Origin of the sequence: Kingella oralis, assembly GCF_014054985.1 — a bacterium.
In the GTDB taxonomy this organism is placed as follows: Bacteria; Pseudomonadota; Gammaproteobacteria; order Burkholderiales; family Neisseriaceae; genus Kingella_B; species Kingella_B oralis.
Window position 1 is genome coordinate 580,923 of sequence record NZ_CP059569.1, and the last position, 23,977, is coordinate 604,899.

Annotated in this window: 29 protein-coding genes; 18 read left to right on the plus strand and 11 right to left on the minus strand. The window is 56.2% G+C overall.

All coding sequences use genetic code 11. The features are described 5' to 3' along the window. Positions 1–2: 2 nt before the first annotated feature. Genes H3L93_RS03105 through H3L93_RS03115 form a run of 3 tightly spaced genes read right to left on the minus strand, consistent with a single transcriptional unit; the run spans position 3 to position 1,741 of the window. Positions 3–188 carry a hypothetical protein gene (locus tag H3L93_RS03105; RefSeq protein WP_003797036.1) on the minus strand — a complete coding sequence of 62 codons (186 nt, stop codon included), beginning with the start codon at positions 186–188 and terminating at the stop codon, positions 3–5. Between the two features lie 46 nt (positions 189–234). Continuing rightward, complete coding sequence (locus tag H3L93_RS03110; protein ID WP_003797033.1) at positions 235–1,230, minus strand: nucleotidyl transferase AbiEii/AbiGii toxin family protein; 996 nt, start codon at positions 1,228–1,230, stop codon at positions 235–237. A 52-nt stretch (positions 1,231–1,282) separates the two neighbouring features. Then, complete coding sequence (locus tag H3L93_RS03115) at positions 1,283–1,741, minus strand: hypothetical protein (protein ID WP_155803163.1); 459 nt, start codon at positions 1,739–1,741, stop codon at positions 1,283–1,285. A gap of 53 nt (positions 1,742–1,794) precedes the next feature. Between H3L93_RS03115 and H3L93_RS03120 the strand changes: the two genes are divergently transcribed. The 13 genes from H3L93_RS03120 (at position 1,795) to H3L93_RS03180 (ending at position 15,064) form a co-directional block, all read left to right on the plus strand. After that, positions 1,795–2,919 carry an ATP-grasp domain-containing protein gene (locus H3L93_RS03120; protein ID WP_003797031.1) on the plus strand — a complete coding sequence of 375 codons (1,125 nt, stop codon included), beginning with the start codon at positions 1,795–1,797 and terminating at the stop codon, positions 2,917–2,919. Continuing rightward, complete coding sequence (locus H3L93_RS03125) at positions 2,916–3,986, plus strand: GNAT family N-acetyltransferase (protein ID WP_003797029.1); 1,071 nt, start codon at positions 2,916–2,918, stop codon at positions 3,984–3,986. The genes H3L93_RS03120 and H3L93_RS03125 overlap by 4 nt, the downstream gene beginning before the upstream one ends. A gap of 191 nt (positions 3,987–4,177) precedes the next feature. Then, positions 4,178–5,158 (plus strand): NAD-dependent epimerase/dehydratase family protein, encoded by a 981-nt coding sequence (locus tag H3L93_RS03130; protein ID WP_003797025.1) that lies wholly within the window; start codon positions 4,178–4,180, stop codon positions 5,156–5,158. Next, positions 5,133–5,939 carry an MBL fold metallo-hydrolase gene (locus H3L93_RS03135; protein ID WP_003797022.1) on the plus strand — a complete coding sequence of 269 codons (807 nt, stop codon included), beginning with the start codon at positions 5,133–5,135 and terminating at the stop codon, positions 5,937–5,939. The genes H3L93_RS03130 and H3L93_RS03135 overlap by 26 nt, the downstream gene beginning before the upstream one ends. Continuing rightward, a complete protein-coding gene (locus H3L93_RS03140; RefSeq protein ID WP_003797020.1) occupies positions 5,936–7,201 on the plus strand; it encodes a F390 synthetase-related protein in 1,266 nt (421 codons plus the stop codon). The genes H3L93_RS03135 and H3L93_RS03140 overlap by 4 nt, the downstream gene beginning before the upstream one ends. 7 nt (positions 7,202–7,208) lie before the next feature. Next, positions 7,209–8,138 carry a 3-oxoacyl-[acyl-carrier-protein] synthase III C-terminal domain-containing protein gene (locus tag H3L93_RS03145; RefSeq protein ID WP_003797017.1) on the plus strand — a complete coding sequence of 310 codons (930 nt, stop codon included), beginning with the start codon at positions 7,209–7,211 and terminating at the stop codon, positions 8,136–8,138. A 215-nt stretch (positions 8,139–8,353) separates the two neighbouring features. Further along, a complete protein-coding gene (locus H3L93_RS03150) occupies positions 8,354–8,686 on the plus strand; it encodes a hypothetical protein (protein WP_003797015.1) in 333 nt (110 codons plus the stop codon). Between the two features lie 60 nt (positions 8,687–8,746). Then, positions 8,747–9,109 carry a hypothetical protein gene (locus H3L93_RS03155; protein WP_050755576.1) on the plus strand — a complete coding sequence of 121 codons (363 nt, stop codon included), beginning with the start codon at positions 8,747–8,749 and terminating at the stop codon, positions 9,107–9,109. A gap of 317 nt (positions 9,110–9,426) precedes the next feature. Then, complete coding sequence (locus H3L93_RS03160; RefSeq protein WP_003797011.1) at positions 9,427–11,394, plus strand: TonB-dependent receptor plug domain-containing protein; 1,968 nt, start codon at positions 9,427–9,429, stop codon at positions 11,392–11,394. Positions 11,395–11,621: 227 nt separating this feature from the next. Next, complete coding sequence (locus H3L93_RS03165) at positions 11,622–12,644, plus strand: siderophore ABC transporter substrate-binding protein (RefSeq protein ID WP_003797007.1); 1,023 nt, start codon at positions 11,622–11,624, stop codon at positions 12,642–12,644. Between the two features lie 577 nt (positions 12,645–13,221). Beyond that, positions 13,222–13,596, plus strand: a complete 375-nt coding sequence (locus H3L93_RS03170) for a hypothetical protein (protein ID WP_003797002.1) — start codon at positions 13,222–13,224, stop codon at positions 13,594–13,596. Positions 13,597–13,621: 25 nt separating this feature from the next. Next, the gene (locus tag H3L93_RS03175; RefSeq protein WP_050755575.1) at positions 13,622–13,933 is read left to right on the plus strand and encodes a hypothetical protein; all 312 of its coding nucleotides are present in this window, start codon (positions 13,622–13,624) and stop codon (positions 13,931–13,933) included. Between the two features lie 153 nt (positions 13,934–14,086). Then, positions 14,087–15,064 (plus strand): ABC transporter permease, encoded by a 978-nt coding sequence (locus H3L93_RS03180; protein ID WP_003796998.1) that lies wholly within the window; start codon positions 14,087–14,089, stop codon positions 15,062–15,064. Positions 15,065–15,076: 12 nt separating this feature from the next. Here the strand turns inward: H3L93_RS03180 and H3L93_RS03185 are convergent, their stop codons facing one another. Further along, positions 15,077–15,241 (minus strand): hypothetical protein, encoded by a 165-nt coding sequence (locus tag H3L93_RS03185; protein WP_003796994.1) that lies wholly within the window; start codon positions 15,239–15,241, stop codon positions 15,077–15,079. Between the two features lie 26 nt (positions 15,242–15,267). On the opposite strand from H3L93_RS03185, the gene H3L93_RS03190 reads away from it, so the two are divergent. Together H3L93_RS03190 and H3L93_RS03195 are read left to right on the plus strand one after the other, a co-directional pair. Further along, complete coding sequence (locus H3L93_RS03190; RefSeq protein ID WP_003796992.1) at positions 15,268–16,221, plus strand: iron chelate uptake ABC transporter family permease subunit; 954 nt, start codon at positions 15,268–15,270, stop codon at positions 16,219–16,221. Positions 16,222–16,464: 243 nt separating this feature from the next. Next, positions 16,465–17,223, plus strand: coding sequence for an iron ABC transporter ATP-binding protein (locus H3L93_RS03195; protein ID WP_003796990.1), 759 nt, complete (start codon positions 16,465–16,467; stop codon positions 17,221–17,223). A gap of 274 nt (positions 17,224–17,497) precedes the next feature. On the opposite strand, the gene H3L93_RS13455 is transcribed toward H3L93_RS03195, so the two are convergent. Next, positions 17,498–17,782, minus strand: coding sequence for a hypothetical protein (locus tag H3L93_RS13455; RefSeq protein WP_281365084.1), 285 nt, complete (start codon positions 17,780–17,782; stop codon positions 17,498–17,500). On the opposite strand from H3L93_RS13455, the gene H3L93_RS03200 reads away from it, so the two are divergent. Then, positions 17,705–17,920 (plus strand): SemiSWEET family transporter, encoded by a 216-nt coding sequence (locus H3L93_RS03200; protein WP_268884239.1) that lies wholly within the window; start codon positions 17,705–17,707, stop codon positions 17,918–17,920. The genes H3L93_RS13455 and H3L93_RS03200 overlap by 78 nt on opposite strands. A gap of 135 nt (positions 17,921–18,055) precedes the next feature. Here the strand turns inward: H3L93_RS03200 and H3L93_RS03205 are convergent, their stop codons facing one another. From H3L93_RS03205 to H3L93_RS03220, 4 genes are all read right to left on the minus strand, one after another. Further along, positions 18,056–18,649: a hypothetical protein gene (locus H3L93_RS03205; protein WP_003796987.1), complete on the minus strand. Its 594-nt coding sequence runs from the start codon at positions 18,647–18,649 to the stop codon at positions 18,056–18,058. A gap of 100 nt (positions 18,650–18,749) precedes the next feature. Then, the gene (gene galE, locus H3L93_RS03210) at positions 18,750–19,766 is read right to left on the minus strand and encodes a UDP-glucose 4-epimerase GalE (RefSeq protein ID WP_003796984.1); all 1,017 of its coding nucleotides are present in this window, start codon (positions 19,764–19,766) and stop codon (positions 18,750–18,752) included. A 300-nt stretch (positions 19,767–20,066) separates the two neighbouring features. Next, positions 20,067–21,299, minus strand: coding sequence for a sugar transferase (locus tag H3L93_RS03215; RefSeq protein ID WP_003796983.1), 1,233 nt, complete (start codon positions 21,297–21,299; stop codon positions 20,067–20,069). Further along, positions 21,296–21,469: a hypothetical protein gene (locus H3L93_RS03220; protein WP_155803162.1), complete on the minus strand. Its 174-nt coding sequence runs from the start codon at positions 21,467–21,469 to the stop codon at positions 21,296–21,298. The genes H3L93_RS03215 and H3L93_RS03220 overlap by 4 nt, the downstream gene beginning before the upstream one ends. A 225-nt stretch (positions 21,470–21,694) precedes the next feature. Here H3L93_RS03220 and H3L93_RS03225 point away from each other — a divergent pair, with 225 nt between their 5' ends. Further along, a complete protein-coding gene (locus H3L93_RS03225; protein ID WP_003796977.1) occupies positions 21,695–22,009 on the plus strand; it encodes a PepSY domain-containing protein in 315 nt (104 codons plus the stop codon). 100 nt (positions 22,010–22,109) lie between these two features. After that, the gene (locus H3L93_RS03230) at positions 22,110–22,517 is read left to right on the plus strand and encodes a PepSY domain-containing protein (protein WP_155803161.1); all 408 of its coding nucleotides are present in this window, start codon (positions 22,110–22,112) and stop codon (positions 22,515–22,517) included. Between the two features lie 159 nt (positions 22,518–22,676). On the opposite strand, the gene H3L93_RS03235 is transcribed toward H3L93_RS03230, so the two are convergent. Continuing rightward, positions 22,677–23,105 (minus strand): hypothetical protein, encoded by a 429-nt coding sequence (locus tag H3L93_RS03235; RefSeq protein WP_003796972.1) that lies wholly within the window; start codon positions 23,103–23,105, stop codon positions 22,677–22,679. Between the two features lie 70 nt (positions 23,106–23,175). Continuing rightward, positions 23,176–23,976: an alpha/beta hydrolase gene (locus tag H3L93_RS03240; protein WP_003796970.1), complete on the minus strand. Its 801-nt coding sequence runs from the start codon at positions 23,974–23,976 to the stop codon at positions 23,176–23,178. Position 23,977 lies beyond the last annotated feature (1 nt).

Consider the following 23,977-nt stretch of genomic DNA (forward strand, 5'->3'; position numbering starts at 1 on the left):
CGTTAAATTAAAATGGATAAGCGGTTGGGGGTTGGGCGGCGAAATTGTATCAGACGGGGCTTGGCGGGGCGGGTTTGCTTGTTCAATTCTGTGTTAATCGGTAAAAGCAGGCAGCATTGCGCGGCATCGTCAAGCCTGAGATTTTGCGCGAAATCCGCCGTTTTGAAGGCGTGCCGTGGTTTCATCATTTTGTCTGGGAATAACGGCGTTTTCAGGCTGCCTGTCGCATGCCGCTTACCCCAGCAGCTTTTCCGCGTTCTGCCGTGTAAACCCTGCTTCGCGCATGGCTTGGGCGTATTGTTCAAACGTGGCTTCGGGCGAGTCTGGCATATCGGGGCAAGCCCAAGCTGTGCCGCCTAATCTTTCCCATTTCCATATGTCGTGCGCTTTGATGCCGCCGAATGTTTTTTTGTAATCGTAGTCAAACAAATCCAGTATCCGCCGCGGTTTGATGTGGTCGCGGCGGCATTCGTCCGCCAGCACGGCTAGGGTGTCGCGCAGGGTTTTGGCGGCGCTGGGCGGGTTGTCGTGCCGGTTTGCATCCGCTTTGTCGGCGGTTGCGGTTTTGGCTCCGCTGAAACGCGCGTTGCCCGTTTTAACTTCGTTGCAGCCTGCGGCTTTCAGGCTGTCGATGGCCGGGGCGAGGCGGCTTAAATCGTATAAATCTTTGAAACGCGGGCGCACGATGGTTTGGTGCAGCTTCCATGCGATTTGGTAATGCAGCGGCGTGGTGAGCGGCATGGTGAAGCGGTCTATGGGCGTGGCGAAGGTGAACGGATGCGGGTGGGCGATGTCTAGGTTCAGCGAAACGTCGAGATTGGCTTCGCATTCCCAGCCGTCGGCGCGGCATTCAAAATCGGTGTTCACGGTGGGGAAGTCGTCGCTCATGGCGTAATCCACGTTGCGCCAAAATGTGTTTTCGGCAAAGGGGGCGAAGGTTACGCCGTCGTCGGGATAATGGAACGTGGTTACGGCTTGCATCCATTGGCTGAGCAGTCGGGTGGCGGCTTGGATGTCGTCGTAATGCGGTTGCAACACGAAGTCTAAATCGGCAAACAGGCGTTGCGCGGGGTCGGGGAAATATTGGCGGGTGAGGTAGCTGCCTTTGAGGATAAGCGGATGCGGCACTTGCGCGGCGCGGCGCATAAAGGCATCGCAGGCGATGAGCCGCTGCAAGTCGTCATCGCTGGCTTGGGGATAGGCTTGGCGGTAGGCTTGGATGAGGGGCATGGTTTTTCCTTGGGATGGATTTTTGGCTTTGCAGAGGCTCGCAAACTTGCTTTCAGGCTGCCTCAATCCAGCCTGCGTCTAGGGCGGTGGCAAAGCCTTGCGCCGCCAGCACGTCCGCCAAACGCGCCATGCGTTGCCGCGCCGCCGCCCAAGTGGGTTCGCGGCACACAAACGACAGCATCGGCTGCCGGGTGTGCGCGCTGTGGGGCAGGGCAATCAGCACCGCTTTGCCGCCGAGCTTGGCGCAGCATCGGGCGAAATGGTGGGTTTCGGCTTCGGAGAGCGGGCGGGTGGTGAGATGGAATTCGTAGAGCATGGGGCGATTGTAAGGGAAAGTAAAGCGAGCCGTGCGGCTAAGTTGGCAAAGCGGAACGGGCGCGGCTAAAATGCGTTGGCGCGTTTTCAGGCTGCCAAGGAAATTGCTATGACTGGTTTGCCCCGTATAGGGTGCATGTGCAGCGAATACAGGCATTACCATCTGCGCCATCATTTGCACGGCAATACTTATCACGGCAATGTGTGCTGGGAGCGGACGGTAAATAACGCAAGTTCGGGACTCACATTATGAATATACTCATCACTTCGCCGCGCGCACCGGTGGTGCTGGATTGGATGCGGGTGTTTGCGGATGCGGACAAAACCGTGCTGTGCGACAGCCTGCGCTTTCCGCTGGCGGCGTTTGCCGCGCGGAGCAATCCGCGTGTGCGGTACTGCCGTATTCCTCCCCCGCGCTATGATTTTGCGGGCTATGCGGCGGCAATGCGCGGTTTGGTTGCCGAAGCGGATTTTGTGGTGCCCACCTGTGAAGACATTTTTTATCTCGCCCATGTGCCGCTGTCCGAATCGGAGCGGGAAAAGCTGTTTATGCCGCCGCGCACTCTGCTGCTGGGGCTGCACGACAAGTGGCGCTTTTTTGATTATCTGCCGCGCGACACGGCGGTTCGGCTTCCGCACACGCGGCGGCTGGCTTCGGCGGACGATATTGATTGGGCGGCGGCCGGCCGGTCGGTGTTCAAACCGGTTTACAGCCGCTTCGGGCGGCGGGTGCTGGTGTCGCCCCGGCCTGATGCCTTGGAAAATCTGCACATATCCGCCGCCGAACCGTGGGTGCAGCAGCAGCGCATTGCCGGCAAACCGCTGTGCAGCTACGCCGTCTGCGAGCGCGGGCGGGTGGCGGCGCAGGTGGTGTACGATCCGATGTATCTGGTAAACGGTTCGGCTTCCACCTATTTCCGTCGTGCCGATGAGCCGCGCATCCATGATTTTGTTACCGAATTTGCCGTGAAAAATACGTTTCACGGGCAGGCAGCGTTTGATTTTATCGACGACGGGCGCGGGATTTACGTGATCGAATGCAACCCCCGCGCCACCAGCGGCATCCATCTGCTGGCAGGCGCGTTGTCGTATTCAGGCAGCCTGAAAAGCTGGCAGTTCAATCCCGAGCGCGTGCAAACGAATGCCGCCGTGTCCAAAAAAATGTGGCGGCTGTTCGCATGGCAGGCGCGCAGGGAAAAAACGTGCCGCGAAGTGTGGGCAGACTACGCGGCGGCGCGGGACGTGCTGGCGGATATTTCTGCACGGGATTTGGCGTTATCAATGGGCGAGTTGGCATGGATTGCGTGGCGCAAAGGCATCGCATTGAGCGATGCGTCCACCGCCGATATTGAGTGGAACGGAGACGCGCCATGAATCTGAACGATGGCTTGCGCGAACTGTTCCGCGAGATTCCCGCGCAGGCGCTGGTTGCCAACGACCGCAGTGAAAAACAGTTTTCAGACGGCCTTTTGTTCGCCTGCACGCAAGGCACGGCGGCGCAGGCATGGACGGTGTCGCTGTATGCCGCGCTGGTGCAGACGGGGCGGGACGAACTGGTAAAGCTGCCGCGTTTTCAGGCTGCCCTGCTGCGCGTGCTGATTGCCCTGCTGGCGGCGGTTTTTCGGCTGGGCAGAATCGATAAAACCGTGGGCGTGCAGAATTTCGGTTTGACCACCAATTTATACGATGCCGCGTTTTTGCAGCGCCGCCCCGCCGGATTACGCGCCGCCGCCTGCGCCGTCCGCCCGCGCACGGCAATCATCATTCGCTCGCTCAATGCCGTGCATCATCAAGATTTTATGAATGACTTGGCGGCATACGGCTGGCAGTTTCTGCTGATGCGTCAGGTGTATTTGAGCGACAGTTGGGCGCAAATCGCCCCGCACCGCGACAGTAAAAACGATATGAAACTGCTTGCCGACGGGCGATACCGTTTCCGCCGCCTTACCGCGCTGTGCCCCGATGCCGATTTTCAGGCTGCCTATTTGTTTTACAACCAGCTTTATTTGGGAAAATATTCGCAGGGCAATGTGCAGTTTACCGCGCGGTTTCTGCGCGAGGCGGTGTCGCGCGGTTTGCTGGATTTGTTTCTGCTGGAGCACTCGGCAGACGGTGCGGCGGCGGGTTGTGTCGGTGTTATCAGCGAAAACGGTGTATTGACCGCGCCGGTGCTGGGCTACGATTTGGCATTGCCGCAAAGCGAAGGACTGTACCGCCGCCTGTCGATGTTTATCGCGCGATATTGCGCAGAGCGCGGGTTGCGGCAGCATTGGAGCAGCGGCGCGGCGCAGTTTAAAAAATCGCGCGGTGCAGTTGCCGAGTTGGAATACACGGCGGTTTACACGCGGCATCTGCCGTTTTATCAGCGCATGATTTGGGCAGGGCTGGTGAAATTGAGCAACGGGCTGTATCGGAAGATTTTGGAAGAGAATGAGCTTTAAGGCAGCCTGAAAATAACAAGAGCCGTCATTCCCGCGCAGGCGGGAATCTTGTCTGGATATTCAGCCATGCCTTTAAAACGGACAACTGCATCACTTCCCCCAAGATTCCCGCCTGCGCGGGAATGACGGTAACAAAGATTTAAGGCAGCCTGAAAACTTTTCAGGCTGCCTTCCGAAAGGGAAAACACATCATGGCAACAGTCTTAATCACAGGCGTAACGGGTTTTCTCGGCGGCTATGCGGTGCGCGAGATGTTGGACGCGGGCTATACCGTGCGTGGTTTCGGGCGCGATGCGGCGAAGGCGGCGCAGTTGGAAGGCGAATGCGGGATAACCGTGCATCGCGGCGATTTGGCAGACGAAAACGCGGTATCGCACGCGCTCGACGGAGCGGATTTCTGCATTCATGCCGGTGCGTTGTCCACCGTTTGGGGGCATTGGCGCGATTTTTACGCCGCCAATGTGCAGGGCACGCAAAACGTGCTTTCAGGCTGCCTGAAACACGGCATCAAACGGCTGGTGTTCGTGTCGTCGCCCAGCATTTACACCGCGCCGCGAGACCAAATCAATCTTACCGAAAGCGATGCGCCCGCCGACAATCGCTTAAACCACTATATCCGCAGCAAAATTCTGGCAGAAAACCTTGTGCGCCAAAGCGGCGTGCCGAGCGTGATTATCCGCCCTCGCGGGTTGTTCGGCGTGGGCGACACCAGCATTATTCCGCGCCTGCTCGCACGCAACCGTAGCATCGGCATTCCGCTGGTTAAGGGCGGACAACATCTCACCGATTTGACTTGCGTGGAAAACGTCGCCTACGCGCTGCGGCTGGCATTGCAAACCGAAGCCGCCGTCGGGCAGACCTACAACATCACCAACGGCGAACCGCAGCCGTTTGTTGATTTGCTCGCGCAGTTTTTCCAAGCGGCAGGGCAGAAAATGAACGCCCGCCGCGTATCCAAACAAGGCTTGTGGGCGGCGGCAAACGCGCTGGAAACCGTTTTCAGGCTGCTCAGTATGGCAAAAGAGCCGCCCGTTACGCGCTACACCGCCTGCCTGCTCACCTACAGCCAAACCCTTAATATCCAAAAAGCACAGCGCGAACTGGGCTACGCACCGCGTATCAGCATCGCGCAAGGAATCGAACACTATGTCCGCCATACCGCCCTTGATTGAATCCGTGCGCTATTTCGCCTGCGGCTACTGCGTGAACCACTTGCAACACATCTTCCGCCGCCACCCCAAACAAACGCGCGTGTTCCAAGCAGGCGTGTTTCTCATCAAACACCGCGTTCACGGCCATATCCTTTACGACACGGGCTACGGCACGGCACTCAACCGCCGGTACTGGAAATACCAGATTTACCGCGCCGTCAATCCCACTTTTGTCCGCGCCGAAGATACCATCGCCGCGCAGCTTGCCGCCGCAGGCATTGTTTCAGACGACATCGGCACGGTGATTGTGTCGCACCTGCACCCCGACCACATCGGCGGACTGAAATCCTTTCCCCGCGCCCGCATACTCACCACCGCAGGCGTGATGCAGACCTACCGCGAAAACCGTCTGCGTTCGCTGATTTTCCCCGAATTTCTGCCCGACGATTTTGCCGAACGCGCCGAAACCGTACCTATCAACGCCTTTCAGACGACCTTTGCCCATGCCGAAACCGCCGATTTGTTCGGCGACGGCTCATTGCTGCTCGCCGCGCTGGACGGCCATGCCAAAGGGCAGGGCTGCCTGTATATCCCCGAGCGCAAAATCTTTATCGCCGCCGATACCTGCTGGGGGCAGGACGTACTGCCGCTCACCGACCAAATGCGCCGTATTCCGCGCCTGATTCAGGACGACTTCGCTGCCTACCGCCGCAACACCGCGCTGCTGCAAACCATGCAGGCCGACGGCATCCGCGTGCTGGTGAGCCATGATACGCCCGAATACATCGGGGATATTTTATGACCGCGCTGTGGCTGTTTCTCAAAACCTTTATCCTCATCCGCTGGTTTCCCGCCAAAAACCGCGCCGCGCTGCTGCGCCGCCAGCAAAAAGCCCTTGCCGCGCAAAAAACGTTTTTCAGGCTGCATCTGCCTTATCTGCAAAACGGCGGCAGCTTTGAAGACATCAAAATGGACAAAGCCCTGATGATGGCGCGTTTTGACGACTTGAACACTGTGGACATCAGCAAAGACCAAGCCATGAAAGTTGCCCTTGAAGCCGAGCGCACGCGCGATTTCAGCCCCACCGTCGGTAGAATTTCCGTGGGCTTGTCGTCGGGCACATCGGGGCATCGCGGGCTGTTTCTCACATCGCCCGAAGAGCAGGCGATGTGGGCAGGCGCGGTGCTGGCAAAAATGCTGCCGCGCGGCAGATGTTTCGGGCAGCACATCGCGTTTTTTCTGCGTGCCAACAACAATCTCTATCAAACGCTGGATTCGCCGCTGCTGTCGTTCCGCTTTTTTGACATGGAAACGCCGCTTGCCGAACACCTTGCCGCGCTGCAAAACGCGCAGCCGAGCATACTGGTTGCGCCCGCATCTGTGCTGGCGCGGCTGGCGGCGTATCAGGAGCAGGGAAAACTCAACATTGCGCCGCAGAAAATCATCGCCGTGGCCGAAGTGTTGGAAAACCGCGATGCCGACTACATCGCCGCCGTTTTCAGGCTGCCTTTCGTTGACCAAATCTACCAAGCCACCGAAGGCTTTCTCGCCGCCACCTGTCGCTGCGGCACGCTGCACCTGAACGAAGACATTGTGATGGTCGAACCCGAATGGCTGGACGACACACGCTTCATCCCCGTGATTACCGACCTCAAACGCCGCTCGCAGGCATTTGTAAGCTACCACCTCAACGACATCCTGCACATCCGCCGCGAACCCTGCCCCTGCGGCTCGCCGCATCTGGCTCTGGCAAAAATTGAAGGGCGTGAAGACGATGTTTTCCAATTTCAAAATCGCGCGGGCGAAACCGTGGAAATCTATCCCGACTTTATCCGCCGCTGCATCCTGTTTATCGACGGCATCCGCGAATACCAAGTCTGCCAAACAGGCGGAAAAACCATTGAAATCGCTGTTTCAGGCTGCCCCGACGGCACGCAGAACGCCATTGTCGCGCAGTTTGAAAAGCTGATGGCGCAACACGGCATAGCCGGCACGGAGTACCGCTTTGTGCCGTACAGGCAGCCTGAAAAAAGAAAATTGAAACGTATCGAGAGAAAGACGTAGGGTAAACATGAACAAACTGGAAATCATCGGCTGGGGCAGCTACCTGCCCGAACACACCGTCTGCTTCAACGCTCAGACGCGCCACCGTGCAGGCGCAGGCGAAAGCCAGCTCGGAATGCTGGTAACGGCCGCACGCCGCGCCTTAAACAAAGCGGGCATTGCCGCCGCCGAGTTGGACTGCATCGTCTGCGCCGCCGCCGTCGGCGTGCAGCCCATTCCCTGCACCGCCGCGCTGATACACGAACAAATCGCCCTCGGCACAGCCATACCCGCGCTGGACATCAATTCCACCTGCACCAGCTTCCTCACCGCGCTGGACACAGTGTCCTATCTGATTGCCGCAGCTCGTTACGATACCGTGCTGATTGTGGCGGGCGACCTGGCTTCCTGCGCCCTCAATCCCGAGCAGAGCGAGAGTTTCAAACTGTTCGGCGACGGCGCGGCGGCCATTGTCGTGCGCCGCACCGAAGTCGAAAAAGGCGTGCTGGCCGCCGAACAGCGCACCTGGTCGGAAGGCGCGCACAGCACCGAAATACGCGGCGGCCTCACCGCGCTGCCGCCGCAGCGTTACACGGAAAGCAACCACGCCGATTTTTTGTTTGACATGCAAGGGCGCGAAGTGCTCAAACTCTCGCTGCAAAAAATCCCCGCCCTGTTTGACGAATTTTGGGCGCGGCACGGTTTGCGCCCCGAAGACATCGCGCTGGTGATTCCCCACCAGGCCAGCCCCGCGCTGCCCGTGATGATGAAAACGCTGGGCTTCAAAAAAGGGCAGTATGTCGATGCCGTTGCCGAATACGGCAACATGGTTTCCGCCTCTGTGCCTTTTATGCTGTGCAAAGTGTTGGAAGAAGGCCGTCTGAAAGCCGGCGACAAAGTGCTGCTGTCGGGCACCGCGGCCGGGTTGACCTGCAATATCGTGTGTTTGCAGCTTTGAGGGGCGCGCAATATTCGTTTGCGTGCGTTTCAGGCTACCGTATGCGGGAAATCTGTGATGAAATCCAAAACCCCTTATTTTTTCGCTGCTGCGCTGTTGGCAATCGGCAGCGTGGCGGCGCGTTGGTGGAAATCACCGCGCAAGGCGCGTGCGTACAAACGATTCGCTTCGTGAATTAAACGGCAGCCTGAAAACCACTTTCCAAGGAGACGACCATGCCCGTTTTTTCCCGCAAAGGCATAGACTGCCCGCAATGCGCTGAGTTTAAAACACGCGTGAAAATGGAAGGCGCGGCGCATTTGCAGCGCACGCTGTGCCATGTTGAAAACGCCGTGTCGCTGGGCATTTTGCGCGATATGGGCAAAGAAATCGACCCCGCATGGAGCGAATCGCTGGCGGAATGCCGCGCCTTAGGCAGCGGGCGCGACCGCTTCGGCTGGTACGACAGCCTATCGCTGTATTTTGAATGCACCCGTTGCCGGCGGCGTTATCAGCTATGCGGCGACACCTATCACGGCAATGTGTGGTGGGAGCAGGCGGTGCGCTGATTGCGGCAGCCTGAAAACAGGTTTGCTCATTTCAGGCTGCCTTACCACAAGGAATTCACAATGAAACCCCAAACCCGTTATTTCACCGCCGCCGCGTTGTTGGCAATCGGCGGCATAGCGGCGGTGGCATTATTCCCCCGCACTCACTGCGCCCTATGCGGGCAGGGCGGCGGCATTTGGCACAGCACGCAGGACTACTGCATCCGTCCCGACTGCCGACAGCAACACAACTGCGGCGAACGCGCGTTTGTGCCGCGCGAACAATGCCAAACCATCCGCGCAGGCGACACGCTGGATAAGGCGTGGTTTATCCTTGGCGAACCCGCGCAATCGCACGGCAACCATTGGGTTTGGGAAGCAAAAGGCGGCGGCAAAACGGCGGAAATCAGGGCAGATGGCGAGCGGGTGGGAACGGTTCGCTGAGGAGGATAGAAAGGCAGCCTGCGTAGCGCAGCAGAGTTGCGAAGCCAAAATGCTGTTTAGCGCGTTTCAGGCTGCCTTTTGTGCTGCGTACCAACGCCAGCCGCATTAAATCCAACGCGCCATCAGAAAGCCCATAAGGCAGCCTGAAAACGAGTAAAACAACACTATCCCCCTGTTTTCAGGCTGCCTTTTCCCCGCCTGCCCCATTCCCATCCCCACAACTCATACGGTTTTTCTATTCATGGTTTTGTCAAAACGTGTTAATATTGAGAACGAATTTTATTTTTGTTCAACCTTAATCCGACTGAGAGAAAACCATGAAAACACCCTTTTTCAAACTTTCCGTGCTCACCTTGGCATTGGCAGCGGGCTACGCCCAAGCCGAGGATTTGCCCGCCGAGCACAAGCAGGAATTGCAAAACATCACGGTCAAAGGCGACATCTCCACCCGCCGCGTGACCACCAAAAAAATGGACGAATCCACCTCCACCGACATGAAAGACGTGCTGTTCAACGAGCCGTCCATCAACTTCGGAGGCGGCAACGCCACTTCGCAATGGGTGTCCATCCGCGGTATGGGGCAAGACCAAATCGACATGAAAGTGGACAACACCTATTCCGATTCACAAATTTTCCACCACAACGGGCGGTTTTTGTTAGACCCCAGCTTGGTGAAAGTAGTCGGCGTGCAAAAAGGCACAGGCTCGGCATCGGCGGGCATCGGTGCCACCAGCGGCGCGATTGTCGCCAAAACCGTGGATGCCGCCGATTTGCTGCGCGAAGGGCAAAACGTGGGCTTCAAATTAAACGCAGGCGTAAGCAGCAATAAAGGCTACAACCGTGGCGCAGCCGTTTACGGGCGTTGGGGCGGCTTGGATGCCTTGATTACAGGCAACTGGGTTACCGAAAAAGACTACAAAGCAGGCAACGGCTACCGCAGCGCAACAGGCAACAAAGTAAACGGCAGCGCGATTGGACAACGCGGCTTGCTCGCCAAATTTGCCTACAATTTCAACGACGGCCACCGCGTTGAATTAAGCCATCGCCAAGAAAAAACCTACGGCACACGCAATTTGCGTGAAGAATTTGACTTCGCCCAAGCAGGCAGAAGTGCAACCAACAGCCCGCGCTATCGCATCCTCACGCAAGACACCACCAACCTTGCTTACGAGGGCAAGCAACTGGGCGCATTAGGCAGCCTGAAAGCCAATGTGTACACCCAAACCATCAAGCGCGAAGAACCCAGCGCCACCGAAACCGCCACCAACAAAATCGTAACCAATGGCGCAAACGTGGGCTTTGACACGCCGCTGTTTGACAAACACACGCTCAAATACGGCGTGAACTGGCGCAAAGAAAAAAGCAAACCCGACAGCCTAAGCGGCGGGCGTGTGCGCGAAGAAAAAACCGATTACGGCATCTACGCCGAAGGCATTTGGGATATTGCGCCCGTAACGCTGACCACAGGCGTGCGCTACGACCACTACAAAACCTTGTTCTCTGGCAACAGCAAAAGCTCAGGCAGCAAGGTGAACCCCAGCATTGGCGTGATTTGGGACGCTACGCCCGATTTATCCTTCAACGCCAATTTAAACTACGCCAGCCGCAGCCCACGCTTGTATGAAGTGATGCTTTCAGGCAGCCGCACCGCGCTGGCCGACCCCAATTTAAAAGCAGAACGCGCGCGCAATGCCGAAGTGGGCGTGAAATACAAACTCAACGACGCGCTGTTAATTGAAGCCAGCTATTTTGACCAACAAATCAAAGACGTGCAGGCTTGGCGCAGCCTTGGGCGCGGTCGCTTTATGGCGTACAACGGCGGCACGCTGAAAAACAAAGGCTACGAAATCTCCACTTCCTACCGCTGGCGCGGTTTAACCGCACGCGCAGGGGTTGCCTACAACAAGCCCAAAATTGACAGCACCAATATTGACTCGCTGGTAACGTTTGTGCCCGTGGGGCGCACATGGACAGCGGGCTTGTCTTACCAATTTGAAAATCCCAATTTGGAAATCGGCTGGCGCGGACGCTTTGTGCAACGCACCGAACACTCCGCCTACCAACGCGGCTCAGGCGGCGGCACAGAACGCCCAGGCTACGGCGTAAACGATATTTATCTGAACTGGAAACCCCTGCCCGGCAAAGACAATTTGAATGTGAACTTTGCCATCAACAACGTGGGCAACAAATACTACAAATCGCACACGCAACGCGAAAGCACCAACGGCAGTTCCTTGCCCGAAGCAGGGCGCGATGTGCGTTTGGGCGTGAATTATCGTTGGTAGGCGATTGAAGGCAAAGCATCGATGGCGTGCCAACCCTGCTTTGCCTATCTTCCGCTTGGGGATTGCGGTTAAAATTTCGGTTTGAGGCAGCCTGAAACAGAAGTTTTAACCGAATCCATTTTTGTTTTTGTAAACTTGTAACCCATTTTTATCAACCCGTTATCAACGGAATACGCGGTTTCAGGCTGCCTCAAACCGCGCCATCTTTTTAACAACAAGGAAACCCCATGAAACATTCGCTTATCGCTCTGTTCACTCTCGCCGCGCTCACCGCGTGCAACCCATCGCAACAGCAAGGCAACCAAGCCGCCAGCCAAGCAAACTCAGCTTCTGCCGCATCGCAAGCGCAAGGCGGCGCAGCGGATAAAGACGACAAAGCCCCGCTGAAAGCGCACGATATTCAAGGTGAAAAAGTAACCGTGCAAACCGCGCGCGGCGAAGCGGTGGTGCCGAAAAATCCACAAAACGTTGCCGTGTATGATTTGGGCGCGCTGGACACGCTCACCGCATTGGGCGTGCCCGTGGGCGCAACCGTGGACAAATCCATGCTGCCTTATTTGCAAGACGCGTTTGGCAAGGCGAAACACGTCGGCACGCTGTTTGAGCCGAACTACGAAGCCTTGGGCGCGTTCAAACCGCAGCTCATCATCATCGGCAGCCGCACCAGCAAAGCCGCGCAACAGTTGAACGAGTTGGCACCCACCATAGATATGACCGCCGACAGCAAAAACCTGCGTACCAGCGCCGAAGAGCGCATAGATGCCTATGCGCAAATTTTCGGCAAACAAGCCGAGGCGGATAAATTGAAAGCCGACATCAACAAAGCGTTTGACGCAGCGCGCGAAGCGGCAAAAGGCAAGGGCAAAGGGCTGGTGTTGATTGTGAGCGGCGGCAAGCTATCCGCGCAAAGCCCCAATTCGCGCTTGGGCGGCTGGCTGCACCAAGACATCGGGCTAGAACCCGTGGACCCCAACATGAAAGAAGGCTCGCACGGCATGCCGATTTCGTTTGAATACATTAAAGAGAAAAACCCCGATTGGCTGTTTGTGCTAGACCGCAGCGCCGCGATTGGCGAAGAGGGCAAAGCAGCAAAAGACGTGTTGGATAACCCGCTGGTTGCCGAAAGCACCGCATGGAAAAAAGGGCAGGTGGTGTATCTGGACAGCAGCGCGTATCTTGCCGCAGGCGGCGCGCAGCAGTTGCAAACCGTTGCTAAGCAGGCGGCAGAAGCGTTTAAAAAGGCGAAATAAAGGTTTTCAGGCTGCCTCAGCGCAACAGAGGCAGCCTGAAAAACGTTGCTGCGGGTTCAGCCGTTTGCATGGCGTTGCGCCGCCATACCCACGCTTACGGCGCGTGAATATCAGCCGTTTGCAGTTTGAATAACCGTTTTCAGGCTGAAACATTTGCAAACCCCTGAGGCAGCCTGAAATCTAAAATGGAGTGGCGACGGCTCGTCGTCAAATAGCTTATTAAACATAGTATTACTGATTTGCCAAAATGTCGGCGAGCCGCCGACGCTCCATCGGTTGCAGGTTTTGCAAAGGTTTCAGGCTGTCTCAATCCAATAGGCAGCCTGAAAAACGGTTGCAGCGAGTTCAGCCGTTTGCATGGCGTTGCGCCGCCATACCCATGCTTGCGGCGTGTGAATATCAACCGTTTGCAGTTTGAATAACCGTTTTCAGGCTGCCTCAACCCAATAGGCAGCCTGAAAAACAGTCGACGTAGGGTGCGTGGCAAAGCCATACGTCCTACCCATATTGTTTTTATTTTGACTAAATGTAGCTCGCCATTCAGAACACAAAATAAGGCAGCCTGAAAAAGCCCACCATGCAATCCTTATTCCCCCTACTGCTCGCCCTAGCCGTATCATGCGCAATCGCCCAAACACCCCAAAGCCACGCCATGCCCAAAAACACTTTACCCACCGCCATTTTGATAGATGAAAGCCCCGTCGCCGCAGACGGCGGCAGTATGCTGCTGCAAACCCAAACCGCATCAGGCAAAAAACGCAGCTATCTGCGCCTGCGCAGCCTAGATGCCCAAGGCACGACCGATTACAACCGCCTAACCGACGACAGCGGACACACGCTCACCGCCGCCGAAAAAGCCGCGCTATTCGCCCGACTGCGCGAACTGCGCACCACGCTAGACGATAGTGGCAAGCGTTATTTAGACGAATTTTTAGACGAAACGCCCCAATAACCCCGATGCCACCGTTCACCCTGCTTTGCACCGTCCGCTTCACCCACAAGGTTTTAGCTCCGCTGAACTTCGTTTCAGGCTGCCGCCGATTGACTACGCCGTAACGTGTTACCGCCCGCATTTTGTTGCCGATAATTCGGGCGAATATTTGGGCGTGGAATTTATCCGTGGCGAAGCATCGGCAGCCAACCAAGACACGCAGGTTGAAGTGAAGCCGTTGTTTGATGTGGATTATTCGCCGTTGTTGCGGCGTGGAGCGGCGTTTGCCATTATGGAAGCGGGCAAATGCGTGGGAACGGGGCGCGTGGACGAAGTGCGTTTTCAGGCTGCCGTTTAGCGCGTGGCAATCAAGAGCCGCGTTGCCCTAACTCCATCACACACATGAGGCAGCCTGAAACCTAAAATGGAACGGCGGCGGCTCGCCGCCAAATGGCTTAATCAAACACCGTATTACTGGTTCGCCAAGATTTCAGCGTGAAAACAGAAAAATATGCTTAACACGAAAATAACGCCCCAAATCCTCTATCTCCTCTCCCTGCTTCTCGTTGCCCTGTTGTTTGTTGCCAGCCTATCCGTGGGCGTAGCGAATTTTCATTGGGCGGATTTGCTTTCAGGCAGCCTGAACGACAGCAGCCAAGTGCTGATGATTAGCCGCCTGCCGCGCACCTTTGCCATTGTGTTGGTGGGGGCTTCTATGGCGGTGGCGGGGATGATTATGCAAATTTTGTTGAAAAACAGGTTTGTAGAGCCTTCTATGGTGGGCGCGAGCCAATCGGCGGCGTTGGGGCTGCTGCTGATGGCGTTGTTTGCGCCCTCGGCGGCGTTGTTGGTGAAAATGAGCGTGGCGGCGGCAGCGGCGTTGGTGGGGATGCTGTTGTTTATGGCGTTGTCGCGGCGGTTGCCGCCTTCGGCGCAGTTGCTGGTGCCGCTGGTGGGGATGATTTTTGGCGGCGTGATTGATGCGGTGGCGACGTTTATTGCTTATGAAACCGAGATGCTGCAAATGTTGAATGTGTGGCAAAGCGGCGATTTTTCGGGCGTGTTGCTGGGGCGGTATGAGCTGCTGTGGGCAACGGGCGCGTTGGCGGCGTTTGCTTATGTGATTGCCGACCAGCTGACGATTATGGGCTTGGGCGACAGCGTGGCGGCGAATTTGGGGCTGAACCGCGATGCGGTGCTGTGGGCGGGGCTGCTGATTGTGTCGCTGATTATGGCTTTGGTGGTGGTTACGGTGGGGAGCATTCCGTTTATCGGCTTGGTGGTGCCCAATATCGCCAGCCGCCTGCTGGGCGATAAGCTGCGGGCGAGCTTGCCTGCGGTGGCGTTGCTGGGGGCGGCGTTGGTGTTGATGTGCGATTTGATTGGACGGCTGATTGTGTTTCCGTTTGAAATTCCCGTGGCAACGGTGTTCGGCGTGGTGGGGACGGTGTTGTTTTTGCTGTTGCTGCGTGCGCCGCAACGGGGGTAGGCAGCCTGAAACCTAAAATGGAGCGGCGGCGGCTCGCCGCCAAATGGCTACAACAAAGTATGGCTGTTTTACCAAGATGTCGGCGAGCCGCCGCCGCTCCAACGATGGTGGGCTTTGCCAAGATAGCAGCTTGAAACGATAAGGCAGCCTGAAAATGGTTTTATCCGCCCGGCCCAAGTAAACAAATTATCCGTCTGAATATCATGTCTCAATCCACAAAAATTATTCTGATTTTATCCGCCCTGCTTATCCTATCCGCCGCGCTGTTTCTCACTTGGAACGCGCAAGGCGCGTGGGATTTCGTGTTGTCGCTGCGGGCGAAAAAGCTCGCCGCCTTGCTGCTGGTTGCCTACGCGGTGGGCGTGTCCACCTTGCTGTTTCAAACCATCACCCACAATCCCATCTTAACGCCGTCGATTTTGGGCTTTGACGCGCTGTATGTGTTTTTGCAAACCGCGCTGGTGGCGGCGTTGGGCGGTTTGGGCTACGCGCAGCTGGCGCCGTTGGGCAAGTTTTCGCTGGAATTGGCGGCGATGCTGGGCGGCTCGTTGCTGCTGTTTAGCCTGTTGCTCAAACAAGGCGGGCGCGATTTGGCGCGGATGATTTTAATCGGCGTGGTGTTTGGCGTGCTGTTTCGCAGCCTATCTAGCCTGCTGCAACGGATGATAGACCCCGAGGAATTTACCGCCGCCCAAGCCGCCACCTTTGCCAGCTTCAACAGCGTGAACACGCAGATGCTGGCGTATAGCGGCGTGTTGATGCTGATTAGCGTGCCGTTTTTGTGGCGCGAGCGGCATCGCTTGGATGTGCATTTGCTCGGGCGCGCCCAAGTGATTAACTTGGGCATTCATTACCAACGCCACACGCTGTGGATTTTGTTTTGGATTGCGCTGCTGGTGGCTTCTGCCACGGCAACGGTGGGCGTGGTGAGTTTTTTTGGGCTGCTGGTGTGTGCGCTGGTGAATGCGTTTTCAGGCAGCCTGAAACACAGCGTGCGCCTGCCGATGGCGTTTTTAATCGCGGCGGTGATGCTGGTGTTGGGGCAAACCGTGTTTGAGCATTTGCTGGGCATGAAAGCGGTGTTGAGCGTGGTGATTGAATTTGTGGGCGGCTTGGTATTTTTGTGGTTGGTGTTGAAAAAGGGCAAGGCAGTTTGAAACCTTTGCAAAAACCTCCCAAACCACACAACTGCCGTCATTCCCGCGCAGGCGGGAATCTTGGTTAAACTTAAACAATATTTTGTTTTTACAGCAGTTTATGAATATCAAACAAGATTCCCGCCTGCGCGGGAATGACGGCGTTTATTGTTTTTTCAGGCTGCCTCAGTAGGTTTTACAAAGATTTCAACCTGAAAACATCCGCTTGTTACCCTTTAACCCTTCCTATTAAAGCAACTAAATATGATTAAAATCCAAAACTTATCGCATCAAATCCACCATCAAACCATTTTAAACAACGTGAATTTGGACATCCCGCAGGGCGGCATCACCGCGCTCATCGGCGCAAACGGCGCAGGCAAATCCACGCTGCTGTCGTTTATGGCGCGGCTCAAACCGCTGGTTTCAGGCAGCATCAGCTACAACGGGCGCGACCTTGCTGGCACGCCCACCGCCCAAGTGGCAAAAATGCTGGCGATTTTGACGCAAGAAAACAGCATCCACAGCCGCATCGCCGTGCGCGATTTGCTGCTGTTTGGGCGCTATCCTTATCACCAAGGGCAGCCCACCGCGGAAGACCAAGCGATTGTGGACAACGCGCTGGTGGAATTTCAGCTGCAAGATTTGGCGCATCGTTATTTAACCGAGCTATCGGGCGGGCAGCGCCAACGCGCCCTGATTGCGATGGTGTTTTGCCAATCCACTGAATATGTGCTGTTGGATGAGCCGCTGAATAATTTGGATATGTATTACGCGCGCAACCTGATGCAATTGCTGCGTCAATTGGCGCACAGCCAGCAGCGCACGATTATTGTGGTGTTGCACGACATCAATATGGCAGCGGCTTATGCCGACCATGTGGTTGCCATGAAGCAGGGGCAGGTGTTGTTTTCAGGCTGCCCTGATGAAGTGTTTACTGTGCCGAATATTCAGGCGGCGTTTAATATGGAAGTGGATGTGTTGGATTGCAAAGGGAAAAAATTGATTGTGCATCATTTTTGATGCGACGATTTTTGATGCGATGACTGGGGAGGGATGGCAGCCTGAAAGCCGCAGATTTTAACGAGGTTAAAAGTAGATTGCCGAGAAAAAACCGTTTGGTGGAAACGCCAAACGGTTTTGGTTTTTTCAGGCTGCCTTTGGGGGATTGGAAACCGCGTGCGTCGCTTGGGCGACACACCCTACAATGCAGGCTACGCTTGCTTTCTGTGTCCGATAGGTTTTCAGGCAGTCTGAAAACCGCCGATGCCGTTTTTCTATTCGAAATGGCAGATTTTTACAGGTGCAGCAGATATCCGGCAAGACCATCCGTGCAAAACGAGATATAGATTCGGAATCCGTCTTTCGGGCTGCCTTTGTGGTACAATAAGGCAGCCTGAAACGCCGTTTCGGCAACGGCAGAACCGTTAAACCCCAAAGGAGACTTACCACCATGATAAGCAAGGCAAAATTCAATACCTTTGTCGGCAGCATAGGGGCGGCAATGGGTATTTTCGTATTTGTCGCCTATATCCCCCAAATTATCGCCAATATGCAAGGGGCAAAGGCGCAGCCGTGGCAACCCCTGTTTGCAGCAGCATCCTGTCTGATTTGGGTTTTGTACGGTTGGAGCAAAGAACCCCGGAAAGACTGGATTCTGATTATACCCAACGCAGTCGGCGTGATATTGGGATTTCTGACTTTTCTGACTTCGCTTTAAACAAGGGGCTGTACTAGATTAGCAAGCGTAGCCTGCATGCCGTAGGGTGTGTGGCTCTGCCACGCACGCGTTCTTTGGCATTTGTAAGGCCGTCTGAAAACTTCTCATGCTGTTTTCAGACGACTTTGGGGTTTTTCAGGCTGCCTCATCCATCTCTGCATCAAGCAACGCTTGGATTTGGCGGATTAAATCTTGCCGCTCGGCGCGGGTTAAGCCGCGAATGGTGCTTAATGTGTCGTCTATCAACGCGGGCGCGCCGCCGTGGCGCGGGGCGATGGCGAGAAATTTGTTGCGATAGCGGATAAGGTTGGGGCGGTCGGCGAAGGTAATTTGCTGTGGCATGCCGTTGATGGTGGCGGTGTAGCCAAAGGTAATTTTCTTGTATTTATCACTTATCCATGCCACGTCTGCCCATAGCGCGACCAGTTTCCACGGTTGGGCATCGGCGCGGTTGAGCGCGTGCAAAATGGCGCGGTTGCGTTGATATTGGCGCAGCAGGTGAGCAAAATAGCCTAGGCTAAACGCTGCCACCGCGAGCATCAGGATAATGCCATGCTTGTAATCGCTTGCGAGGTCGTTAAACAGGATAACCGTGCCTGCGATGCTGGCGACGGCAATCAGCAACAGGGCGGGCAGAATGATAATGAGCAGGCTGGGGTGTGTGCCTTCTATTTTGCTGAGGGCGAGGTGTTTGGCGGGGAAGTGGATGGGGAGTGCTTCTGTTTGCATGGTGATTTTAGGAATGACGGCAGTTTTAATGTTTTAGAATTTTGTGAAGATTTCAGGCTGCCTTGATGCGATAGAGGCAGCCTGAAAATGCGTTTGGGGTTTAGTCGTCATACCCGTTGGGGTTTTGGCTTTGCCAGCGCCATGCGTCTTGCATCATGGTGGGCAGGTCGCGTTCGGCTTTCCAGCCTAGCTCGGCTTGGGCTTTGGCGGGGTCGGCATAGCAGGTGGCGATGTCGCCCGCGCGGCGCGGTTTGATGGCGTAGGGCACGCGTTGTCCTGATGCGGCTTCAAAGGCGTGCACGATGTCTAGCACGGAATAGCCTTGCCCTGTGCCAAGGTTGTAGATATGCGTGCCTGCGGTTTGGGATTTTTGTTCTATGGCTTTGAGGTGTCCGATAGCTAAATCGACAACGTGGATGTAGTCGCGCACGCCGGTGCCGTCGGGGGTGGGGTAGTCGTTGCCGAATACGGCGAGTTGTTTGAGTTTGCCTGCGGCGACTTGGCAGACGTAGGGCAGTAGGTTGTTGGGGATGCCGTTGGGTTGTTCGCCGATTTTGCCGCTGGGGTGGGCACCGATGGGGTTGAAGTAGCGCAGCAGGATAACGCTCCAATCGGGTTCGGCGTGTTGGTGGTCTTGCATCATGCGTTCCATCATGTGTTTGGATGTGCCGTAGGGGTTGGTGGTTGCGCCTGTGGGGCTGTTTTCGGTGATGGGCACGATTTCGGGGTCGCCGTAAACGGTGGCGGATGAGCTGAACACAATGCTGTGCACGCCTGCTTTTTGCATTTCTTCTAGCAAAATCAGGCTGCCTGTGATGTTGTTGTCGTAATAGCGCAGAGGTTGGCGCACGCTTTCGCCCACGGCTTTGAGCGCGGCGCAATGCAATACGCTGTGGATTTTGTGTTCGGCGAAGATTTTTTGCAGGATGCTGCGGTCGCGGATGTCGCCTTGGTAGAACATGGGGGCAACGCCTGTGATTTCTTGGATGCGTTGCAGCACTTTGGGCGAGGCGTTGTCCAAGTTGTCTAGGATGATGGCGGTGTGCCCTGCGTTGATGAGTTCTATGGCGGTGTGGCTGCCGATGTAGCCTGCGCCGCCTGTGATGAGGATGTTCATGGGGAGTCCTTTGTGGTTGGTTGAGGGGATGGGGCAGCCTGAAAATGGGAATTGGTTTTCAGGCTGCCTTTGGGGTTGTTGGTTTGGGCAAGCTGTTATCGTTTTATTTGAGGCAGCCTGAAATCTTAGTAGGTCGGGCATTTATGCCCGATGTTTTTAGTTGTGGTGCATCAAGATAAATAGGGCAGTGTTTGTCGGGCATAAATGCCCGACCTACGCTTACTGTTTGGCGTGGTTTAAACGTGAGGCATGGTTTTTTTAGCTTCACAACTCCGCTTCGCTGCGCAGGCTGCCGAAAGGCTACCTTGCGCCAAAGCCTGTCAAAATGGTTTTGATGGTTTTGAAGATAATCAGGATGTCCAGCGAAAGCGAGAAGTGTTTGATGTAGTAAAAATCGTGTTCCAGCTTGATTTGGGTTTCGTCTTCGTTGCCTGCGTAGCCTTGGGTTACTTGCGCCCAGCCCGATAAACCCGGTTTCACGATGTGGCGGTAGTTGTAAAACGGGATGCGCTGGTTAAATTGTTCTACAAACACGCGCTGCTCGGGGCGCGGGCCGATGAGGCTCATGTCGCCGCGCAAAATGTTCCAAAACTGGGGCAGCTCGTCCAGCCGCGTTTTGCGGATAAATTTGCCCACGCGGGTTACTCGTGCGTCGCCAATCTGGGCAAGCTGCGCGCCGTGCGCTTCGGAATTTTTTGCCATGCTGCGGAATTTGTAGATGGTAAATTCGCGCCCGCCTTGCCCGATGCGGTTTTGGGTGAACAGCGCGCCGCCTCGGCTTTCCAGCACCACCGCCAGCGCGGTGAGGCACATTAGCGGCAGGGTGATGGGCAGGCTGAGCGTAATCAGGGCGATGTCCATGATGCGTTTAATCAGCATATAGGCGGGCGGGGGCAGCAGCGAGCCAAGGTCGTTTTCGTAGAGATGGCGGATTTTCACGCGCCCTGTGAGCGATTCTTCTATTTGGCGGATGTTGTAAACGGGGATGTTGTGCAGCGTGCAGTCGGCAAGAAAGCGTTGCCATGTTGCACCCAAATCGGGGCTGTGTAGGTCGGCAACGATGGCTTGCACGCTGTTGTGCGGCAGTTGGGCTTGGTCTAATCGCAGCCAGTTGGCATGGGGGATTTGGTCGGCTTCGCGGGCGCGCCCGAGTGGGATGTATGCCATCAGCGGGGTGCGGCGGCTGTGGCGGCGGTAATCGGCAAGGAAAAACAGGGCGGTGAGAATGCCGTTGCTTAACACAAAGCTGTTGGAAAAGGTAACAAAAAACAGGGCGGCGATGCCAAACACGCTGCTGTATGCGATGCCTACGGTGGGCAGGATGTTGAGCCAGCTTTGGCGGCCGGGGAAATAGAGCAGTTTGTTGATGGATAGGGCGGATAGCGCGTAGCCCGCGAGGCTGATGGCGGCGCTGTTGATGATTTTGATGTCGGAGAGGGGCAGGGGTTTTTGCCAGCGGTATAGCGCGGTGGTGGCGGCGATGAGTAGGATGCCTGTTATCAGGCGCAGGGTGAGCGAGGGGGTGGGTTTCATGGTTTATTGGTGGATAAGGCGGTTTGTGTGGCGTTTTGGCGTTGCCATGTGGCGATTGGGTGAAATTGCGCGCGGCTGCATGGCAGGCGGAAGAGCGTTTGCCGGTTGCGCGTACCGGTGGCGGTGAGTTCGTTTGGCTGCCGGTTTAAACGGACGCTTTGGCGCGGCAAATTGGCTTTGCCGCCTTGCGGGCAGGCGCGAGCAAGGCGGGATTAGGGGGCGTTTCATTTTGGGTTTTTGCTACGTTGAACGGCGTTTCAGGCTGCCTCTGTTGCAGCGTTTATTTTGTTTACTCATTTTAACATACTCCTAATTATCTCCTAATTTTCGTTTTCTATACTGCGCAGCGTTGTCAAGCGACACACATTTTCTTAACTACTAACAGGAGTCATACCATGAAATTCAACACCAACAAAACCGCTGCCGTTTTATTTGCCGCATTGTTTGCTGCCGTTTCCACGCCCGCGCTGGCGGGCGGCGATTATTTGCACTACGAGCAAAACCGCGCCAGCTACATCACCCACGAAAAAGCGGCGCAGATTGCCGTTGCCAAAGTGGGCAGTGGGCAGGCAACCGAGGTGGAATTTGACCGCAGCCGCAACAAGCCCGACCATTTTGACGTGGACGTGCGCACGGCAAACGGGCAGAAATACGAAGTGGAAGTGGATGCCAAAACGGGCGCGGTGCTGTCCAGCCATTTGGACGATTGATGGCGAAACGGCGTTTCAGGCTGCCTTATCGGGCGCGGCGGTTGGCTGAATGCGAACCGCTGATGCGGGCAATCTTGTTACCCTTGAAAGGACATTCACAATGATAAAAATCCAATTAGACCCCAACGGCAAAGAGAAGCTGCAAGAGGCGGCGAAAAAATCGGCGCAGCAGGGCAAAACCGCCGTGCGCTGGCTGGGGCGAAAAATCAAGCAACTGAAACCCACGCGCAAAACGGTGCTCAAAGGCGGCGTGTTGGCGTTGCTGCTGGGCATTGCGGCGGCGGCCGGAGCGAATTATCTGCCCAAAATGACGGGGCAGAGCAACATCACCGCGGTGCAAGCGGCGCAGGCGGCGTTCGGCGTAACCAACGGCGGCATCATCACCGAGGCGGAGTTTGACATCGGCAAACGCGGCAGCCGCTATGAGTTTGAGATTTTGAGCGGCGGGCGCAAGTATGAGGTGAACGTGGACGCGATGAGCGGCAAGGCTTGGGTGGATGAGGATTGATGGGGCAGCCTGAAATCCAATCCGTCCCGCAAAAAACCGTTTGGCATCGCGCCGAACGGTTTTGTTTTTCAGGCTGCCATTGGAGTTTGAATCCGATGGCAGCCTGAAAGGTTTGCAAGCCGCAAAAGGCAGCCTGAAAATTCGCTTTCAGGCTGCCTTTTATAATGCGGCGAGCTGCGCTCTGCCCTGACCTTCCGCCAGCAAGCCGCGCAGGCTGTCGGCGATTTTCACCGCTTCGGCTGCGTCCAAATCCGCCGCGCGGCAGTAATACAGCCCCTTGCCCGCCGCGCCTGCCATATGCAAAAACAGCCCGCCGCCGCCATCGTCGCCCATCGCCAACGCTTGCGGCAGATGCCGTTTTATGGCGTGAAAGCCGCCAAAATGTTGATTGTCAACAGACCCTAGGCAGCCTGCCGCATTCCAAATCCGCACACAGCAGCCGTTCACCGAAAATTCAAAATCGTCGGGATGGCGCAGCAAGGCGCGGTAATCGGGCGGCGGCGCGGGGGAAATAGGGGGAACGGGACAGCTTGGCGTTTGCCCGCCGCCCGCCAGCAAAACGACATCGGGGTAAAGGTTATCCAGCATTTTGATGGTCTTTCATAAAACAAAGGCAGCCTGAAAATAGACACAGCGGTTTTCAGGCTGCCTCAACGCTTCATGGCAACGCTTGTTCCAGCGTTTGCCATAACGCCGCTTGGCTAAACATATCGTTGTGCCCGGCGGGCAATTCGTGATACTGCGCCCGTGCGCCCAAGGTTTGCGCCAGCCGTTGCCCGTGAAGAGCGGGAATCAGCGTGTCGTGCGTGCCGTGGAAAATCAGCACCTGCGTGTTGGGCGTGGTGGCGAGATAGTCGGCGGTGGGCAGCGGATATTTGATGAGAAACGGCGGCACAAACGGCATTTTTTCGCAGATTAAATCGCGCAGGCGAAAATAGGGCGAAATCAACACCAGCTTGGGCGTGCGCAACTGCGCGGCAGCGTGCGCCGCCATGCCGTTGCCAATGGAATTGCCCACCACAATGATTGACCCGGCGGGGAAACGTTGGCGCACATATTGCGCCATGCGCTCGGCATCGGCGAGCAAATCGGCTTGGCTGTGGATTTGCCCGCTGCTTTTGCCGTAGCCACGATAGTCAAACGCATAGCTGTCGTAGCCCAGCTCGGCAAAGCGTTGCGCCACTTCGCCCCAGCTATCCAGTGCGCCTGCGTTGCCGTGGAAAAACAAAACCGCGCCTTTGCTATGAGCATGGGGCGGGCGAAAATGCAGCCCATTGAGCACTGCGCCGTTTACGGGCAAGGCGATTTCTTCATGTGGCAGCCTGAAAGCGTAGGCGTAGCGGGCGGAGATTTTGCTGGGGTGGAACAGCAGGTTTTCTTGTTGGAAATAGAGCACGCATAACACGGCGGCGTAGAGTGCGGCAAGCCATGCGAATAATCGTAAAAGGCGGGTTTTCATG

Coding starts and splice junctions, on each gene's coding strand:
- H3L93_RS03105 (WP_003797036.1), bottom strand. CDS start 188: ATGATGAAACCACGGCACGCCTTCAAAACGGCGGATTTCGCGCAAAAT.
- H3L93_RS03110 (WP_003797033.1), bottom strand. CDS start 1,230: ATGCCCCTCATCCAAGCCTACCGCCAAGCCTATCCCCAAGCCAGCGAT.
- H3L93_RS03120 (WP_003797031.1), top strand. CDS start 1,795: ATGAATATACTCATCACTTCGCCGCGCGCACCGGTGGTGCTGGATTGG.
- H3L93_RS03125 (WP_003797029.1), top strand. CDS start 2,916: ATGAATCTGAACGATGGCTTGCGCGAACTGTTCCGCGAGATTCCCGCG.
- H3L93_RS03130 (WP_003797025.1), top strand. CDS start 4,178: ATGGCAACAGTCTTAATCACAGGCGTAACGGGTTTTCTCGGCGGCTAT.
- H3L93_RS03135 (WP_003797022.1), top strand. CDS start 5,133: ATGTCCGCCATACCGCCCTTGATTGAATCCGTGCGCTATTTCGCCTGC.
- H3L93_RS03140 (WP_003797020.1), top strand. CDS start 5,936: ATGACCGCGCTGTGGCTGTTTCTCAAAACCTTTATCCTCATCCGCTGG.
- H3L93_RS03145 (WP_003797017.1), top strand. CDS start 7,209: ATGAACAAACTGGAAATCATCGGCTGGGGCAGCTACCTGCCCGAACAC.
- H3L93_RS03150 (WP_003797015.1), top strand. CDS start 8,354: ATGCCCGTTTTTTCCCGCAAAGGCATAGACTGCCCGCAATGCGCTGAG.
- H3L93_RS03155 (WP_050755576.1), top strand. CDS start 8,747: ATGAAACCCCAAACCCGTTATTTCACCGCCGCCGCGTTGTTGGCAATC.
- H3L93_RS03160 (WP_003797011.1), top strand. CDS start 9,427: ATGAAAACACCCTTTTTCAAACTTTCCGTGCTCACCTTGGCATTGGCA.
- H3L93_RS03165 (WP_003797007.1), top strand. CDS start 11,622: ATGAAACATTCGCTTATCGCTCTGTTCACTCTCGCCGCGCTCACCGCG.
- H3L93_RS03170 (WP_003797002.1), top strand. CDS start 13,222: ATGCAATCCTTATTCCCCCTACTGCTCGCCCTAGCCGTATCATGCGCA.
- H3L93_RS03180 (WP_003796998.1), top strand. CDS start 14,087: ATGCTTAACACGAAAATAACGCCCCAAATCCTCTATCTCCTCTCCCTG.
- H3L93_RS03190 (WP_003796992.1), top strand. CDS start 15,268: ATGTCTCAATCCACAAAAATTATTCTGATTTTATCCGCCCTGCTTATC.
- H3L93_RS03195 (WP_003796990.1), top strand. CDS start 16,465: ATGATTAAAATCCAAAACTTATCGCATCAAATCCACCATCAAACCATT.
- H3L93_RS03200 (WP_268884239.1), top strand. CDS start 17,705: ATGGGTATTTTCGTATTTGTCGCCTATATCCCCCAAATTATCGCCAAT.
- H3L93_RS03205 (WP_003796987.1), bottom strand. CDS start 18,649: ATGCAAACAGAAGCACTCCCCATCCACTTCCCCGCCAAACACCTCGCC.
- galE (WP_003796984.1), bottom strand. CDS start 19,766: ATGAACATCCTCATCACAGGCGGCGCAGGCTACATCGGCAGCCACACC.
- H3L93_RS03215 (WP_003796983.1), bottom strand. CDS start 21,299: ATGAAACCCACCCCCTCGCTCACCCTGCGCCTGATAACAGGCATCCTA.
- H3L93_RS03225 (WP_003796977.1), top strand. CDS start 21,695: ATGAAATTCAACACCAACAAAACCGCTGCCGTTTTATTTGCCGCATTG.
- H3L93_RS03230 (WP_155803161.1), top strand. CDS start 22,110: ATGATAAAAATCCAATTAGACCCCAACGGCAAAGAGAAGCTGCAAGAG.
- H3L93_RS03235 (WP_003796972.1), bottom strand. CDS start 23,105: ATGCTGGATAACCTTTACCCCGATGTCGTTTTGCTGGCGGGCGGCGGG.
- H3L93_RS03240 (WP_003796970.1), bottom strand. CDS start 23,976: ATGAAAACCCGCCTTTTACGATTATTCGCATGGCTTGCCGCACTCTAC.